Here is a 16885-nt window from a genome sequence, read left to right on the forward strand (position 1 = left end):
TCTATCATATGCGAAGTGCCGGCGGCCGGTCGCAGCGCCCTCGTTCCGTACGCACCCTCTTTCCGTACGCACCCTCTTTCCGTACGGCTCTTTCTCGCTGTCGCAAGGCGAGGAGCTCGTGGGCCCGCGGTCCGAACCGGAAGCGGCTTCCGACCGTGCGATGCATCCGTGCCGGGGTGCGGTTGAGAGGAGACGCCGGAGACCGAGCTGCTCGCGCCCAGCGGCCGGGGGTGATCCGGCGCCGGTTGGAGGCGGCTCGCGTTGTGCTCGGCGCGTGTGCACCGTGCAGGCCTCCGCAGGGGCGTCGTTCCGTGCTCGCGTGCTCGTCGTGAGGGCAGTAAACCGTTGGCTGGACGGCTTTAGATATCTATCGTAATCTAAATCGAGGCCGACGCTTTGGCCTCTACTCATTCGCCAGACCAGAAATGAGATCCACCACATGACCTCGCAGAACATGAGCGCCGTCGTCACTGGTGCGTCCGCCGGCCTGGGGGCCGCCTACGCGCAGCGGCTTGCCGACCGGGGCTACGACCTGATCCTGGTGGCCCGGAACACTGCGCGGCTGGAAACGCTGGCGTCGGACATCCGCAGCCGCACGGGCCGTGCAGTGGACGTCGTCACCGCCGACCTCACCGATGCGGCGCAGATCTCCGTGGTCGAGGAGCGTCTGCGGACCGACGAGAGCATCGAGGTACTGATCAACAACGCCGGCGGGGGGATGTTCACGCCGCTGGCAACCTCCGACGCGGCGGCCTCCGAGGCACTGATCAACCTCAACGTGACAGCGCTGACCAGGCTGACCACCGCGGTCCTGCCGGGCCTGACGGCCCGCGGGCACGGCACCGTGGTGAACATCTCCTCTGCCCTGGCCCTCAACATCATGCCCGGCAGCGCCGTTTACAGCGGCACCAAGAGCTACGTGCTGATGTTCACCCAGGTCCTGCAGCAGGAACTCGCCGAGAGCCCCGTCACGGTGCAGGCCGTGCTGCCGGGTGCTGTCCGCACGGAGCTCTGGGACCGCTCCGGCGTCGACCTCGCGGTATTTCCCGACGAGACGATCATGAGCGCGGACGACGCCGTCGACGCGGCGCTCGCCGGGCTCGACGCCGGGGAGCCCGTCACCATCCCGTCACTGCCTCAGATCAGCGACTGGGAGTCGTTCGAGAAGGCGCGTCAGACGCTCGTCCCGAACCTGTCGCAGCGGGTCCCGGCCGATCGCTACCGCGGCTGACCGCAGCTCCGATTCCCGTGCGGCAGTCCCCTTGTGACAACGGCACGGCCGCTGCCGCACACGACCGATGCGTCCTGTGGCGTGGGGGAAGACCGACGCACTCGGCCTCCTCCCCCTGCCCGTACAAACAGCCGGGGCCCAGCACCGCATGCATGGGCGGCGGTCATGTGCCCGGCTGTAAGCCCGTCCGCACCGTCGACTGCCCCTCCACGCAGTCGGCCTTCCACGGTGGAAGGTCACCGGGCCCATCCCGCCGGTCACCACCAACGCGCTCCCCGCGGGGCAGGCAGCCCGCCACCCCACAGCTCTCTCCCACTCTTATTTGAGGAAACATCCATGCTGAATGCCCTGTGGAACCCGATTGTCGCCGGGGAGATCTCCCTGCCGCACCGGCTGGCGATGGCCCCCATGACACGGGACCGGTCCACCCCGGAAGGCATACCCACCGAGCTGAACGCCGAGTACTACGCCCAGCGCGCCTCGCACGCCCTCATCATCACCGAGGGCACCCAGCCCAACGCCGACGGCCAGGGCTACCTGCTCACCCCCGGCATCTACTCCGAGGAGCACATCGCCGGCTGGCGCAAGGTCACCGACGCCGTGCACGGCGTCGACGGTCGCATCGTCATTCAGCTCATGCACGTCGGACGGATGTCCCACCCCGACAACACCCCCCACCACCGGCAGCCGGTCGCCCCCTCCCCGGTCCAGCCGGCGGGCACCATGTTCACCCCGTCCGGCCCTCAGGAGATGCCTGTACCGCGCGAGCTGTCCACCGAGGAGGTCGCCGCGACGGTCGACGATTTCCGCCGCGCCGCCGCGGCCGCCGTCGCGGCCGGCGCCGACGGCGTCGAGATCCACGGCGCCAACGGCTACCTCGTGCACCAGTTCCTCGCCACCAACACCAACCAGCGCACCGACCGCTACGGCGGCTCCCTCGACAACCGCATCCGCTTCGCCGTCGAGGTCGCCACCGCCGTGGCGGACGAGATCGGCGCCGGCCGCACCGGCTTCCGGATCTCTCCCGGCAACCCGTTCAACGACATCGCGGAGAGCGACACCCACGAGCTGCACCCGACACTCGTGCGCGCCCTCGCCCCGCTCGACCTCGCCTACCTGCACATCGGCCACGGCGGCGACGACGAACTCCTGCACACCCTCCGCAAGCTGTGGCCGAACACCTTGGTTCTCAACCGGGCCGGCACCGACATCGCCACCCGCGCCAAGGACATCGAAGACGGCCTGGCCGACATCGTCACCGTCGGCGTGATGGCCCTCGCCAACCCCGACCTCGTCGAGCGCGTACGCACCGGCGCGCCGCTGAACACCCCCGACCCCGCCACCTTCTACGGCGGCGGCGACGCCGGCTACACCGACTACCCCACCCACACCGCCTGACAAAACCCCGGCGATACCGATCCTGGCGGCCCGGTATGCCCAAATGGCCCCATGGAGGTGCCACATGTCTGATCACGCTGCAGTTGAACTGAGCCCGGAAGCAATCGAATTCGCGGACTTCATGGCCGGACTGGCGATTCCCGAGTCCGAGTTGGATGCGATGCGCATCGTGTCGGAGGGCGTCCATCTCAAGGCCCGGGAGCCGGAAGGCGTCACCTATCGGGAGGTGGACGCGGGTGGCGTTCTGGGAATCTGGTGCGAACCCGTCGACGCCAACACCGACTACGTCCTCCTGCACGGTCACGCCGGGGGCTCCGTTCTGTCGTCGGCGTTCGTCGACCGAAAGCTCGCCGGCCATATCGCCAAGGCTGCAGGGGCACCTGTACTGGTCCTGGACTTCCGGCGAGCACCGGAACACAAGTACCCGGCTCAGGTGGACGACGCGGAGGCGGCCTTCAACTGGCTGCTCTCCGAAGGGTATGAGCCGGGAAACATCATCACGATCGGCCACTCGATCGGCGGGTTCATCGCTGTCGCCCTGGCGCTTCGCCTCCGCGACAAGAAGCAGCCGCTGCCCGGCGCCATCGTGTCGATTTCCCCCTGGTGCGACCTCGAGATCGCCAACGAGACCATGGCGACCAAGGCCGAGACGGACAAGATACTCAGCAAGGAACTGCTGCAGTTCTTCCGGGATGCCTGGATCGGCGGCACGGGCATCGAGTTCACGGACGCCCGGATCAATCTGAACCGGGCGGACCTGAGCGGCCTGCCCCCGACCCTCGTCTCCTGGGGAACGTACGAGGTCCTGGCCGGCGAGGACGAGGAGTTCGCCGCTCGCGTCAAGGACGCCGGAATCGACACGGCGACCGTTGTGGTCCCGGGAGGCCAGCACTCGTACGTCTACGGTGCCGGCCGGGTTCCGGAGGTCGACGCCGCCATCGCACAGATCGGCGCGTGGGTCCGGGAGAAGACGAAGATCTGACCTAAGCGGCCCCGGGGAAGTTCAGGCACGCCCCCACGCCGCCCGGCACGCACTCTCGCCGCACCGGCCAAAGGCCCAAGTAGCTCCGCTACGAGGACATTCGTCCGGCACGCCGAGAGCACGCACCGAACGACGCGGGAACGCACCCGCACTTCCCCGGACCCGCTTAGCGGTCCGGGCGCGGCAGTCGCAAGATCCGCGCGCCTGCCGGATCGGGACGGTGAACGGACGCCGACATGGCCTGCGGTGGCGCGCAGGTCCGCGACGCCCGCGACCTGGTCCCGGTCCGGCAGACGACGGTCGGGATTGCCGACCACGACGGCGGCTTCAGCTACGCGCGCACCGCCGCGCGCGACCAAGCTCGTCGACTCTCGGGTCGCCGTCCTGGCCGAGGATCCGTCACGCCCGGTCGACAGCGACGTCGCCACAGCCGTCGACGACGTACTCACCGTGCTTCGGGGGCGGCCGGCGCCAAGGTCCGCAGTCCAGCCGACGAGCCTCCCCGTCGACATCGCGACCAACCACCAGCCGGCCTTCCTGCCCCTGGTCTACGGTGCGTTCAGCTACGACCGCATCGCCCCTGCTCCTGCCTCCTACGCCGCCCTGCCGGCCCGGCTCGTCGAGCACCCACCCGGCGACGCAGGTCCTGCCCTGCGGAGAACCTTCGGTCGGGCGACGGCCATCTCGGTGCGCAGAGGCAGGAGCGGACTGCCCATCGGTCTGCGGGCCATGGGCCCAAGCGGGGGCGATCTCATCACCATCGAGTTCGCCGCGCTGCTGGGCCGGGAAGTCGACGGCTTCGTGCGGCCTCCGGACTTCGTCCAGACGGGTTACCCGGAGCGCACCGCGATCGTCTTCGGTGACGACCGCATCACGTACAGAGCTCTCGACGCCGCGGCGGCCAACCGCGTCGCGAACCTGCTCGTCTCGCGCGGCATCCAGCCGGGGGACAAGGGCGCAATGTCTCATCGGTGTCTGGCCCGCGACCGCGAGGTCGATGGCTCACGACCGGAGGCGGGCGCCTGTTCCCAGCCGGGCGGTGACTTCACGGGGAGTGAGGGGGGAGTGTTCCGCGGAGCACTCGACGACGACGCGGACCGGGGCCTCGCAGTCGGTGTGGCGGACGTCCAGCACGGGGCCCTCGGGGCCGAGGGCGTGCGTCTCGCCCCACTGGCTCAGTGCCATCAGGACGGGCCACAGGTCCCAGCCCTTGCGGGTCAGGCGGTATTCGTTGCGGGAGCGGCTGCCCGGCTCCCGATAGGGGGCGGTCTTGAGGATCCCGGCCGAGATCAGCTTCCGGAGGCGGTCGCTGAGGACGGCCTCCGACAGGCCGATGTGGCGGTGGAAGTCGTCGAAGCGGCGGACTCCGTTGACGGCGTCACGCAGGATCAGCAGAGTCCATTTCTCCCCGATCACGTCGAGCGTGCGCTGGACGGGGCAGTTCTCCGTGCTCGCCTCAAGCCACTCCATGCCGCCATCGTAAGGGTCTGGCTTCGTCATTGACAGTCAGGTGGGCAAAAGTCTAGCTTCACTTGGAAAAGTCAGCTGACAGTCAGAGGGAGAGGCGCTGGACCGTGGGGCGAACGCGTACATATCACTGGGACGATCCCGCGATCTCGGCGGAGGCTGCCGGGCGCATGGCCGGCATCGACTTCCTGCGCGAGGTGCGGGCGGGGCGGCTGCCGAGGGCGCCGATCAGCTCCACCGTCGACTTCGCCCTGGATGAGGTGGAGCCCGGCAGGGCGGTCTTCTCGCTGACACCGGGCGAGGAGCACTACAACCCGATCGGCAGCGTCCACGGCGGCGTCTTCGCCACCCTGCTCGACTCGGCGGCGGGCTGCGCCGTCCAGTCCACCCTCCCGCAGGGCATGGCGTACACCTCGCTCGACCTGACCGTGAAGTTCCTGCGGCCGATCACCGTGGACACCGGCACGGTGCGCGCCATCGGCACGGTCGTCAACAGGGGACGCCAAACCGCCCTCGCTCAGGCCCAGTTGGTCGACGCGACGGACCGACTGCTCGCCCACGCCACCAGCAGCTGCATGCTCTTCCCGGTACCCGCCCCTCGGGTGTGACTCCGCAGGCAGGGCCGTCGGTCCGTGGGGGCGGCCGGGGCAACAGCGAGTGCATCGAAGTTCCACTCGGCGGCGGCCCGCTGCCCCTGGGTGTCGGGTGTCGGGTGCTCTGCTCGGGCGGCGTGGACGGTGTAGCCGGCCGCGCCGCCGCCGCTGTCGACTCTTTGGATTACGTTCGCAATATCATAGACTGGCGAAGTCGGTGAAGGGCAACCGGTCCTTCCGGTCGGCGAAGGAGCGTGTGCTGTGGTGCGGTACGGAAAAGAGCACAAGTCGGAGACGAGGCGGCGGATCATCGAGACGGCGGGCCGCCGGCTCAAGCAGGACGGTATCGACGGCTCCGGGGTCTCGACGCTCATGAAGGACGCGGGGCTGACCAATGGGGCCTTCTACGCCCACTTCGAATCCAAAGATGACCTCGTCACCACGGCAATCGCCGACCAGTTGAAAGTGCAGGCCGAGAGCGTCGTCGCGCGGGCTGCTCCTGGCCGTGCCGGACTCGAGCAGATTGTGCGGGGGTACCTGTCGCCCCAGCACCGCGACAGCCGTGGCGACGGCTGCCCCAACGCCGCTCTGCTCGACGAGATCGGGCGCTGCACCGACACAACCAGGCAGGCGTACACCGACGGCGTGCTGGTCCTCATCGACGGCATTGCCGCCCGCATGGCACCCGAGGCCCCGTCCTCCGCACGTGTGAAGGCGCTCAGCCTCCTCGGCCTGATGGCCGGGACACTGCAGCTTTCCCGCGCCTTGACCGACAGCCAACTCGCCAAGGAGCTCCTCGATCAGGGGATCAACAACGCCCTCGCCCTGCTGGACGCCGGGCAGCGCGTCTGACGCACCACATCCCTGGCCCCAGGCCGTGGCTCTCGGGGGAGCGGTCCGAAGCCGGCAGGTTCTCTCCAGCTGGGACGCAGCCGACGCCACCGGGGATCTCTTCTCGAAGGGCATGGCCAACTTCCTCGCGGACTGGCCGCTCCAGACCACAGCCGAACCGGACGATTCAATCCGGGCGGGTCGGCGACAGCGGATCGGGTGCCGCCGCCAGGCTGAGTGAGGCGGCGCCTGGCCGACGTGGCGGCGGAGTCTGTTGCTGTGCGTACCGGGCGGCCGTCGACGCTGCAGGTGAGGACCTCGTAGCGGACGGGCCGAGATCCGGCCGGTGTTCCAACTGCTCCTCTACTCCATGCTGGACGACCGCACGACGACGAGAACCGACCTGGACACCCTCAAGGTGCGCGTCTGGACGCCCAAGAGCAACCGGTACGGCTGGTCGTCCTACCTCGGCGACGCCGTCGCGGGCCCGGACGTCTCCCCGTACGCGGCCGCGGCCCGCCGCGAGGATCTCACCGGTCTGCCGCCGGCCTGGATCGGCGTCGGCACCCTCGATCTCTTCCACGACGAAGACGTCGAGTACGCGCGTCGGCTGAGTGACAGCGGCGTCCCCTGCGACCTCGACGTCGTCCCCGGCGCTTTCCACGGCTTCGACTTCGTGTTTCCCAAGGCCGAGGTCTCGCGGGAGTTCTGGCGTCGGCAGGCACGGGCCCTGGAGGGCGCACTGTGAGGCCGACCGAAAGTGAAGGCAGATCGACATGCAGATCGCGGAGAGGGTTTTCGTCCTCACGGCGGCGGCAACGGGATCGGGCGGGAAGGGGTGCTCGGACGCATCTCCCGAGGTGAGCGCGTAGATGCTGTCGTCCACAGCGACAGCCGGGACTGGTGCCACCAGCTGTACCCGGTGGCGCCCCCTGCGCCACCCGCGGTGATCCCGAAACCGTTCGCTTGCCCTCTCGGGTGATGCGAGGGCCGGCCGTCTCGGTCAACTGCCCGTCGTCCGCTCGTGGTCTTTCCCGTACCGCACCCCACGTTTCCCAGAACTTTCTCGGATCGCCGGACGTGACCCCTTGCCATCGACCGACGACCACCATATGGTCGTACGAACGTAAGGCATACGAACGTAATTCAAAACCAAGGGAGCTCGTGATGGCGACAACTCGGCCCGTGGCGCTCGTGACAGGTGCCTCATCGGGGATCGGCAAGGAGACGGCCCGCGCCTTCGTCGCGGCGGGTTTCGAGGTGATCGGAACCGGCCGCAAGACCTCCGGACTCACCCCGCCCGCCGGTGTGACGTACCTCGATCTCGACGTGGCCAGTGACGACTCGGCCACCGCCGCGGTCAGAGAGGTGATCGACCGGTTCGGACGCATCGACGTCCTGGTCAACAACGCAGGCATCGGCTCGGCGGGCGCCGTCGAGGAGAACTCCGTCGCCCAGGCCCAGAGCGTCCTGAACGTCAACGTCCTGGGTGTCGTCCGTATGACAAAGGCCGTCCTGCCGCACATGCGCGCCCAGGGTGGAGGACGCGTCATCAACATCTCGTCCGTACTCGGGGTCGCCCCCCAGCCCTTCATGGCCCTCTATGTCGCGTCGAAGCACGCCATCGAGGGCTACTCCGAGTCGCTGGACCACGAGGTCCGCGAGCACGGCGTCCGGGTCCTCCTCGTCCAGCCCGCCTACACCAAGACCAGCTTCGACACCAACGCCATGCAGCCCGACACCCCGCTGCCGCTGTACGCGGAGCGACGGCGCGCCTTCGACGAGGTCATCGTGCAGGCGATGAAGGACGGCGACGACCCCGCCGTCGTCGCCAAAGCGATCGTCACCGCGGCCACCGACAAGAAGCCGAAGCTGCGCTACACCGCTGGCCCGCTGGCCTCACGCGTCACCACGGCGCGCCGCCTCGTCCCCGCCGGAACGTTCGACAAGCAGATCCGCAAGAACAACCGCCTGCCCGCCTGACATCAAGGTCCGGCCTCAAAGGCGCCGATGACATCCCGGTCCGGCTTCAAGGTCGCCGGTTCCGCCCGCATATCTCCGATGTACCCGACATCGCTGATGTCGCCGAAGGTCCATTGATCAGTTACTCGTTGATTTGCCAAGGAGAGGCATGCAGCAGCAACGCCAGCAAACGGCCCGGCGCAGTACATCGCGCGCAAGGCGTTTTCTGAAGAAGAACGCCGGAATCGCGCTGGCGGTCACCGTGACGGCGGCCGTCCTGGGGTCGGCGCCGTCCGCGTCCGCAGGGACGGGACACTCGTATGGCGGACCCGTTGTCACCGACGTAACGACCGCGGCGAAGTTCGACTACGCCGCCGGCGAGATCCCCGAGAACATCACCGCCAACCCCGACGGCTCAGTGACCCTGTCCATGCTCGGCAGTTGCGCGGTGTGCGAGCGCACCCATGGGCCGCAGCTGATGCGTATCTCCCCGTCCGGAGAGCGCACGGTGCTCGTCACCGGGCAGGTGAGTGAGGCGATCAGCGGCAACACCCGTGGCAGTGACGGCACCGTCTACTACAGCGTGTGGGCCCCGGGCAACGCGGCCAGGAACGGCGTATACGCGCTGCGTGAGGACGGTGCCCCTCAGCGCATCGCCGCTCTGCCCGCCGACTCGGGCCCCAACGGGCTGGCCATCGATGCGGCCGGACGCACCCTCTACATCGCGGACAGCCTGAAGGGCATCATCTGGTCCGTTCCGGCCTCCGGCGGATCGGCGACCCCGTGGCTGACCGATCCCGCTCTCGCCCCGGTGCCGACCGAAGCACTGCCGATCGGCGCCAACGGGCTCCGGTTCCACAACGGCGCCCTGTGGGTCAGCAACTTCAACAAGGGAACACTGCTGCGCATACCGGTCACCACCACCGGCACCGCCGGCCCCATCCGCCTCGTCGCGGGCGGCCTGCCCAACATCGACGACCTCAGCTTCCTGACCCCCCGCTCCGACGTGGTCTTCGCGGCGCAGAACGGCTCCTCCTCGAACAACGGCCCGGACAGGATCGTGGTCATCTACCCCAACGGCACCTACAAGCCCGTCCTGACCAGCGCGGACGGTCTCGCCTCACCCTCCGCCACCGCCGTTCGCGGCGACCGTTTGTACATCACCGACGGCGGGGTCCCCGAGCCCCACGACGCGAAACTGCAGACCGGGAGGATCAACTTCGCTGCTCTCCTTGCAGGCGCGGCACACTGACCTGACCAGCGGCAGCCGGGCGCAAGCTCCGGCTGCCATTGAGGAACACATCGTGCGGTACACGAAAGAACACAAGCGGGAGACAAGGCAGCGGATCATCGCGACGGCCGGCCGTCGGCTCAAGCGGGACGGCATCGACGGCTCCGGAGTCGCGACGCTCCTGCTGGGGGCAGGGGCCTGGTCGTGGTGTTCGGGGCGTTACGGTGCTGGTGGGAGGCGGGTGGCCAGGCCGTCCAGGACTCGGTCCAGGCCGTAGTGGAAGTTGTTGTCGCGGGACTCGCGGGGGTCCCTGCCGCGGGCTTCCGTGTAGCCCTCGCGGAGGTGGGGGTGGCCCTGGACGGCCTCTTCGGCGGCGGGCCAGAGGCGGTCGAGCCAGTCCTGTTCGGTCTGGCCGCTGCGGGCGACCGTCGTCAGCCAGGCCGCCTCGCTGGTGGTCATGCCGGTGACGTAGGCGAAGAGGGTGCGGACGGCCTGGTCCGCCTCGTCCAGAGGGAAGCCCGCCCGGGAGAAGAGGGTGAGCATGTCCTCCGAGAGCCGCATCATGTTCGGGCCGAGGTGGGACAGGCCCAGCTCGCCGAGGGCCGAGGCGATCCAGGGGTGGCGCAGGATCGCGGCGCGCAGGCTGTGGGCGAAGTGCGCGGCCGCCTCGCGCCAGTCCGCGCCCGTGTCGTCGGCCGCCGGTACCTCGATCTCGCCGTAGATCTCGTCCACGACCAGTTCGATCAGCTCGTCCTTGTTGGCCACGTGCCGGTAGAGCGAGGTCGCGCCCGCGTCCAGGCGGGCGCCGAGCTTGCGCATGCTCAGCGCGTCGATGCCCTCCGCGTCCAGCAGTCGCACCGCCTCGCTGACGATCTGCTCCTGGCTCAGGGCGGGCTGTTCCCGTCGGCCCTGGGGTCGGGTCCACACCGACTGGACGGCCTGCTTTCGGGTGGGCATGGGCGACCTTCCTGGCTCAGCGGTCGGTAAATGGTGCGCACACCATACGCATTCAGCGTACGCCGCGAAAGATTGCGAACGCTGCACCGTCATGCGTACAGTGTTCGCAGAGCGGTACGACGTACGTATCGCTCCTTGGAGGAGGAGTCATGGCAGCGGCGAACGTGACCTGGGACGCGAAGGGCGACTGGGAGGCATCCGGCAGCTGGGGGGCGACGGAATCGAAGGGCCGGGGCTTCTCTCTCGACCACTGGCAGGCCCGCCTCGACCGGCTCCGCGCCGCCCACCATGTGCCCGGTGCCTCGCTCGCCGTGCTCGCAGGCGGGCGCATCCACGAACTGGCCAGCGGGTTACTGCACCGCGGCACCGGAGTGGAGGCCACCGCCGACTCCGTCTTCCAGGTCGGCTCGCTCGCCAAGATCTACACCGCCACCCTCGTGATGCAGCTGGTCGACGCCGGGAAACTGGATCTCGATGCCCCCGTCAAGGACGTACTCCCGGACTTCGCCGTCGGTGACCCGGAGGCCACCGAGACCATCACCGCCCGCCGGCTGCTCTCCCACACCAGCGGGCTCACCTGCGACTTCACCTATGACTCCGGGCGCGGCGACGACTGCATCGCGCGCTATGTCGAGGCCGCCAAGGAGGTGGGACTGGACTGCCCGACCGGCACGGCGGTCTCGTACAGCAGCCTCGGTTACAACGTGCTCGGCCGCATCGTCGAGGTGCTGACCGATCGGACGTGGGACGACGCCCTCAAGGAGTGGCTGATCAAGCCACTTGGGCTCGGCGGCACGATGACGCTGCCCGAGGAGGCGCTCTCCCACCGGGTCGCCATGGGGCACCTGGGGGAGCTCGGACAGGACCCCGATCCTGCGCCCGCGTGGGATCTCATGCCGCGCTCGGCCGGGCCGTACGGGCGAGTGCTGGCCACGGCCGGCGACGTCGCCCGGCTCGCCAGGATGCATCTCGACGGCGGTTTGGCTCAGGACGGCACCCGGCTGCTGAGCGCCCGGAGCGTCGCCGCCATGCAGCGGCGCGAGGTCGACGTACCCGACAAGTGGACGGTGAGCGCGGACGGTTGGGGACTCGGCTGGACTCTCTACGACTGGTTCGGCAAGCCCGGCTTCGGACACGACGGCGCCTCCATCGGGCAGTACGGGTTCCTCCGTGTCGTCCCCGAGGCGGGCGTCGCGCTCGTGCTGCTCACCAACGGCGGCGACGCGCGCAGGCTCTACGAGGAACTCTTCGGCGAGCTGCTCGCCGACCTCGCCGACGTGCGGATGCCGGACCCGTTCGGGCCGCCCGCGCAGCCGCCCGCGGTGGACATCGCGCCGTATGCCGGCACGTACAAGCGCGAGGGCGTGCTCATCACGGTCACGGTCACGGGCGACGGGGAAGAGGGGAAGGCGCACCTCGTCTACGAGTTCGTCGACGGGATGAAGGACTTCTCGCCGCCGCTGGAGATGGACCTCGTGCCGGTGTCGGAGAACGTCTTCGCCGGGCCGGGCTCCGGGGCCTACAGCGCGGACTGGATGCCGGTGGTGTTCTCCACGCTCGCGGACGGCACGGGGTGCGTGTACATCGGGATGCGGGCCGCGCCCAAGGTGGCGTGATCTCGCTCGCGCCCACGCGTCACACAACTCCACGCGTCACACAGCACATGGACTGCGGCGACCAGGGCTCCCACCCCGGCCGCCGCAGTGCGTCGATGCAGTACGTCAGCGCAGTACGTCCATCAAGTGCGCCTGCGTGAACCTGGTCAGCAGAGCGCGGCGAGCCTTTCGGTCATCGGCTCCGCCGCCTCACCGAGTGTCCGCACAATCGATCCGCCGCTCGCGATCGGAATGCTCGACAGAACCTCGGCCGGCAGGTCGAAGGCGTCGACGAGAGTCATCATGTGCGGGGCGAGATCACCGATGACCGTGTCGACGGCCTTCGGCAGGGCCCGTACGTGATCGGGCGTCAGATGGCCCTCGGCGAGCAGGTCCCCCGTGTGCTCGCCGAGTTGCTTGAGGAGGAACAACCTGCACAGGCCCTCCATCAGGAAACGGGATCGGGGGTCCCGGGCCCGTGCCGCTGCCCCGAGGAAGGCGTCCGCCGCCTGCAGGCGGGCGTGCGCGGAGACCATCTCGAGGGCGGCGGCCGACGTCACGTTCCAGCGGCCGACCGGGTCGCCCGACGGGCCCTCGCGCAGAGCGGTGCGCGCCCGGCCCTGCCAGAGGTGTTCGACCTCGGCGAGCAGATCGCGCAGGAAGGTCAGGTCGGTGAGGTCCCGGTCGTCCCCGTCGTCCCGGTCGTCCCCGTCGTCCCGGTCGTCCCCGTCGTTCCGGCCGGACACGTGGCCGACTTGGCCCGTACGGGCCACCTGGTGGCCGAAGACCATCTCGGAGGCGGCCTTCACCCAGATCACCAGGTTGTCGCCCTCGGCGGTGATGCCGCCCTCGATGTTCAGCGGCAGATCGGCCAGGCCGTTCGCCGGGAACAGCCCCTGCGCCCCGCACCGCTCCCGGCACTCCGTGGTGATCGCGCGGGCCTGCCAGGTGATCCAGCCCTTGGCGACGGCCACGTCACGCTCGACCTCCGCCCGGTCCTCCTCCGTGTGCAGGGCGAATCGGTTGACCATTGAACGGTGCAGGAACGTCATCGCGTACCCCGTCGCCAGCGCGTGCAGCAGGCGGCCGTGGTGGCTGCGGTGGGCGGCCAGCGGGATGCGCTCGCCGGCCCTCGGACCGGCCAGGATGCGGCTGTGGGCATAGCGCACCGCGATGGCCAGCGCGGCTCGCGACATGCCCAGGGTGCCGGCGCTCATGCAGAGCTTGCCCATGGTGACGCGGTTGATGGAACGGAGCAGTCGTTTGCGCTTGTTGCCGAGATTGCTGGTCAGCGTCCCGTCCGTGCCCAGGCGTCCGTGTTCCGCCTCCAGCAGTGCCTCGCGCGGCAGCCAGACGTGGTCGAAGGCGGTGAGGGAGTGGTCGACCGGGGTACCGGTGCGCTGGGGCAGTTGCCGGACCCGGACCCCGGGGAGATGACCGTTCTCGTCGCTGAGCGGGGTCAGGAAGAGGAAGGTGCCCTGGTCCTCGCCGTCGACGATGAGACGCGCGGCGACCACGGCGGTCTTGGGGCCGCCCGTCAGGCTGGTGTTGGGCATGAACTTCTGGGCGCCGGGGTTCGGCGTGTTCAGGTAGAAGCCGTTGGTCGACCGGTCGTGGACGGCGACGGTCTCCATCGACGCCACGTCGTTGCCGTGCTCCAGCTCGGTGCACAGAAACGTTCCCGTGTGCTGAAGCGAGGTGAACCGGGACAGGTCGCGGAACTGGCCGCCGTCGTGGTCGAGGATGCTGCCGAGGAACAGGTTGTAGTGGATGCTCGCGAGGGTGGTCAGCCCTCCGTCAACCGGCCCCGTCCACTCGTGCAGACCGGCGAGGCGGTGCGGATCGGTCGTGAGCTCCGCCGGGTCGCCGGCCGCGGAGTTGAGCAGCCGCAGTCGGTCGTACGAGAGGGCCGCCCGCTCGTCCGGTGCCAGTCCGGGCCGGTACGTGAACTCCTTGCCGGACAGAAGCCGGCGCCATGCCCCGTGCACACGCTCGCGGTCGGCGCCCTCGAAGAGCAGTTGTGCCAGTTCATCGGCCGCCGAGCTTGCCGCGGAGTTGGCTGCCGAGTTTGCCGCGGAGTTGACCGCAGATTTGGTTCTCGTGTGCGTGGGCATGGTGCCCTGGTCATGGGCGCCTTGGGTGCCGCCGATGGTTCCTGTGGTGCCTGCGGTGCCGATGGTGCTGGAGGCCGTGATGACCTCTCGTTCGTTGGATCTGTCCGTCCGCGACGTTTCGGTCGTCAGCGCGGTTGCCATCGAACCCCCCCTGGGTCTGGGTAACCGGTCGGATGTGAATGACCGCCACCGAAGATACGTACCAACCGGTTTTGTTTTCAAGGCGCTTTCTGGATTTCCTGGCGGTTTTGGTGGAACCTTTGGGTCAAGTTGTGCATTTTTGCTGGTAGCGAAGGGGTTGATGGTTGGTTCTCGGGCATACTTGAGAAACCGAGTGGATGGTTTTATTCTGAGCCGGGAGGTCTCCCGCTGTAAGGTGCGGACCTTCTGGTCTCTTTTCCCGCTGGGCGGGCTGGTACGGAGGTTCCTTGTGGCGCGGCAAGAGCGAGCCATTCGGACGCGGCGGGCGATCCTGGTCGCGGCGGCCGAGGTGTTCGACGAGGTCGGATACGAAGCGGCGACGATCTCGGACGTCCTGAAGAAGTCGGGTATGACCAAGGGCGCCCTGTACTTCCACTTCACGTCCAAGGAAGAGCTCGCCCAGGCGGTCCTCGCGGAGCAGGTCACCTCGCTTCCGCGGGTGCCCGAGCGGGAGTTGAAGCTCCAGCAGTCACTGGACGAGGCGCTGCTGCTCGCGTATCTGCTCAAGCAGGACACGGGGGACCCGATCGTCCAGGGCGGCGTGCGCCTCACGGTGGACCAGGGTTCGCCCAGGGACCACCTCAACCGACGGGTCCCGATGCAGGCCTGGCAGGACCACACGGAGTCGCTCTTCGAGCAGGCCAAGGTGAAGGGGGAGGTCCTGCCGCACGCCGATGTGGCCCCGCTGGCGAAGCTGTTCGTCGGCGCCTTCACCGGCGTACAGGTCCTGTCGCGGATCATGACCGGCCGCGCGGACCTGGCGGAGCGGGTGGCGGACCTCTACCGGCATCTGATGCCGTCCATCGCGGTGCCGGGCGTGCTCGTACGCCTGGACTTCTCGCCGCAGCGCGGGACACAGGTCTACGAAGAGGCCGTGAAACTGCGTGACGCGGAAGCCGCGGCCACGGTCGGAATCACCGACTGAATCACCGACTGAATCACCGACTGAATCATCGACGGGGGACTGTTCTCCTCGGTGTGCGTAAGTGCGACCACGCGCGACAGCGCGACCACGCGAAACGCAACGACCAACCGAACGGAGTGCACGGATGGACATGACCGCATGCCCGTATGCGCTGGACGTGATGGGGCGCGATCTCGGGGGAGAGGCCGCGGAGCTGCGCTCGCGCGGGCCCGTGGCCGAGGTGGAGCTGCCGGGTGGAGTGACCGCCTGGGCCGCGGTCCGGCAGAAGTACGTCAAGCAACTGCTGCTGGACTCCCGGGTGTCGAAGGACGCGAGACAGCACTGGCCGGACTTCATCGAGGGGCGCATAGGCGAGGAGTGGCCGCTGTACCCGTGGGTGGCGAACGAGAACATGCTCTTCGCGTACGGGGAGAGCCATGCGCGGTTACGGCGGCTGGTCGCGGGGGCGTTCACCGCGCGCCGGAGCGAGGCCCTGCGTCCGAGGGTCGAGGAGATCACCGCCGGGCTGCTGGACGAACTCGCCGCCGTGCCGGCCGGGGAAGAGGTCGATCTGCGGGCCCGGTTCGCCAAGCTCCTGCCGATGCGGGTCATCTGCGAGCTGTTCGGGGTCGCGGACGAGGGGCGTGAACCCCTGTGCGCGGCCCTGGAGTTGGTGTTCGGCACGGCCGTGCCGGCGGAGAAGATGGCAGCCGCCCACGTAGAGGTCTTCGGAATGCTGGCCCAGCTGGTCGCCGAGAAGCGGGCGAACCCCGGCGGCGATCTGACGTCCGCGTTGATCGAGGCCCGGGACACCGAGGGCGGGCTCACCGAACAGGAGCTCCTCGGCACCCTGTACCTCATGATCGCGGCAGGTCAGGAGACGACCTGCACCCTCATCACCAACGCCGTCGGCGCGCTGCTCGCCCACCCCGAACAGCTCGCGCATGTCCGCGGCGGGCGGGCCGGCTGGGCGGACGTGGTGGACGAGACGCTGCGGACGCACAGTCCGGCGGCGTACTCGCCGATGCGGTTCGCCGTCGACGACATAGAGCTCGACGAGGTGGTGATCCGGAAGGGGGACCCGATCCTCGTCTCCTTCGCGGCCGCGTCCCAGGACCCCGAGGCGTACGGGGACGATGTCGCCGTCTTCGATCTGCTGCGGCCGGGTCGGCGTGAGGACCTGGGCTTCGGGCACGGCGTGCATCGGTGCCTGGGCGCGCCGTTGGCGCGGATCGAGGCGGGCGTTGCTCTGGCGGCGTTGTTCGAGCGCTTTCCGGAGGTGACGGCGGCGGTGCCGGTGGACTCGGTCGAGCCGGTGGAGTCGTTCATCGTCAATGGGTACGGGTCCTTGCCCGTGGTTCTTCGCGGTGGGTCTCGGGCGGGGGTCGAGTCCGGGGTTCGCTGATGGTTGCGGTGTGA

The 16885-nt window shown here is 68.9% G+C and carries 14 protein-coding genes and 1 pseudogene; 12 read left to right on the top strand and 3 right to left on the bottom strand.

Features of this window, described 5'->3' with window-relative positions:
* Positions 1-439 precede the first annotated feature (439 nt).
* The 3 genes from FE633_RS10430 (at position 440) to FE633_RS10440 (ending at position 3611) form a co-directional block, all read left to right on the top strand.
* The gene (locus FE633_RS10430) at positions 440-1231 is read left to right on the top strand and encodes an SDR family NAD(P)-dependent oxidoreductase (RefSeq protein WP_138044827.1); all 792 of its coding nucleotides are present in this window, start codon (positions 440-442) and stop codon (positions 1229-1231) included.
* Positions 1232-1567: 336 nt separating this feature from the next.
* Positions 1568-2629: an alkene reductase gene (locus tag FE633_RS10435; protein ID WP_138044828.1), complete on the top strand. Its 1062-nt coding sequence runs from the start codon at positions 1568-1570 to the stop codon at positions 2627-2629.
* Between the two features lie 64 nt (positions 2630-2693).
* Positions 2694-3611, top strand: coding sequence for an alpha/beta hydrolase (locus FE633_RS10440; protein ID WP_138044829.1), 918 nt, complete (start codon positions 2694-2696; stop codon positions 3609-3611).
* 1002 nt (positions 3612-4613) lie between these two features.
* On the opposite strand, the gene FE633_RS10455 is transcribed toward FE633_RS10440, so the two are convergent.
* Positions 4614-5081 (bottom strand): winged helix-turn-helix transcriptional regulator, encoded by a 468-nt coding sequence (locus FE633_RS10455; RefSeq protein WP_138044830.1) that lies wholly within the window; start codon positions 5079-5081, stop codon positions 4614-4616.
* A gap of 104 nt (positions 5082-5185) precedes the next feature.
* On the opposite strand from FE633_RS10455, the gene FE633_RS10460 reads away from it, so the two are divergent.
* From FE633_RS10460 to FE633_RS48245, 6 genes and pseudogenes are all read left to right on the top strand, one after another.
* Positions 5186-5686: a PaaI family thioesterase gene (locus FE633_RS10460; protein ID WP_138044831.1), complete on the top strand. Its 501-nt coding sequence runs from the start codon at positions 5186-5188 to the stop codon at positions 5684-5686.
* Between the two features lie 246 nt (positions 5687-5932).
* Positions 5933-6523: a TetR/AcrR family transcriptional regulator gene (locus FE633_RS10465; protein ID WP_138044832.1), complete on the top strand. Its 591-nt coding sequence runs from the start codon at positions 5933-5935 to the stop codon at positions 6521-6523.
* Between the two features lie 325 nt (positions 6524-6848).
* Complete coding sequence (locus tag FE633_RS10470) at positions 6849-7250, top strand: alpha/beta hydrolase fold domain-containing protein (protein ID WP_246113543.1); 402 nt, start codon at positions 6849-6851, stop codon at positions 7248-7250.
* A gap of 419 nt (positions 7251-7669) precedes the next feature.
* On the top strand, positions 7670-8485 hold the full coding sequence (locus tag FE633_RS10475; RefSeq protein ID WP_138044833.1) for an oxidoreductase: 816 nt from the start codon (positions 7670-7672) through the stop codon (positions 8483-8485).
* A gap of 148 nt (positions 8486-8633) precedes the next feature.
* Positions 8634-9716, top strand: coding sequence for an SMP-30/gluconolactonase/LRE family protein (locus FE633_RS10480; RefSeq protein WP_246113544.1), 1083 nt, complete (start codon positions 8634-8636; stop codon positions 9714-9716).
* A 49-nt stretch (positions 9717-9765) separates the two neighbouring features.
* A pseudogene (locus tag FE633_RS48245) lies at positions 9766-9891 on the top strand (TetR/AcrR family transcriptional regulator); the annotation flags it as partial.
* A gap of 23 nt (positions 9892-9914) precedes the next feature.
* Here the strand turns inward: FE633_RS48245 and FE633_RS10490 are convergent.
* Complete coding sequence (locus tag FE633_RS10490) at positions 9915-10652, bottom strand: TetR/AcrR family transcriptional regulator (RefSeq protein WP_138044834.1); 738 nt, start codon at positions 10650-10652, stop codon at positions 9915-9917.
* 149 nt (positions 10653-10801) lie between these two features.
* On the opposite strand from FE633_RS10490, the gene FE633_RS10495 reads away from it, so the two are divergent.
* Positions 10802-12268, top strand: coding sequence for a serine hydrolase domain-containing protein (locus FE633_RS10495; RefSeq protein ID WP_138044835.1), 1467 nt, complete (start codon positions 10802-10804; stop codon positions 12266-12268).
* Positions 12269-12414: 146 nt separating this feature from the next.
* Here FE633_RS10495 and FE633_RS10500 read toward each other — a convergent pair whose 3' ends face one another.
* Positions 12415-14502 carry an acyl-CoA dehydrogenase family protein gene (locus FE633_RS10500; protein ID WP_246113545.1) on the bottom strand — a complete coding sequence of 696 codons (2088 nt, stop codon included), beginning with the start codon at positions 14500-14502 and terminating at the stop codon, positions 12415-12417.
* Positions 14503-14791: 289 nt separating this feature from the next.
* Here FE633_RS10500 and FE633_RS10505 point away from each other — a divergent pair, with 289 nt between their 5' ends.
* Both FE633_RS10505 and FE633_RS10510 read left to right on the top strand, forming a co-directional pair.
* A complete protein-coding gene (locus FE633_RS10505) occupies positions 14792-15487 on the top strand; it encodes a ScbR family autoregulator-binding transcription factor (RefSeq protein ID WP_138044836.1) in 696 nt (231 codons plus the stop codon).
* Between the two features lie 124 nt (positions 15488-15611).
* Positions 15612-16871 carry a cytochrome P450 family protein gene (locus FE633_RS10510; protein WP_138044837.1) on the top strand — a complete coding sequence of 420 codons (1260 nt, stop codon included), beginning with the start codon at positions 15612-15614 and terminating at the stop codon, positions 16869-16871.
* Positions 16872-16885: the final 14 nt, after the last annotated feature.

This window comes from Streptomyces montanus, assembly GCF_005786655.1.
GTDB lineage: Bacteria > Actinomycetota > Actinomycetes > Streptomycetales > Streptomycetaceae > Streptomyces > Streptomyces sporangiiformans.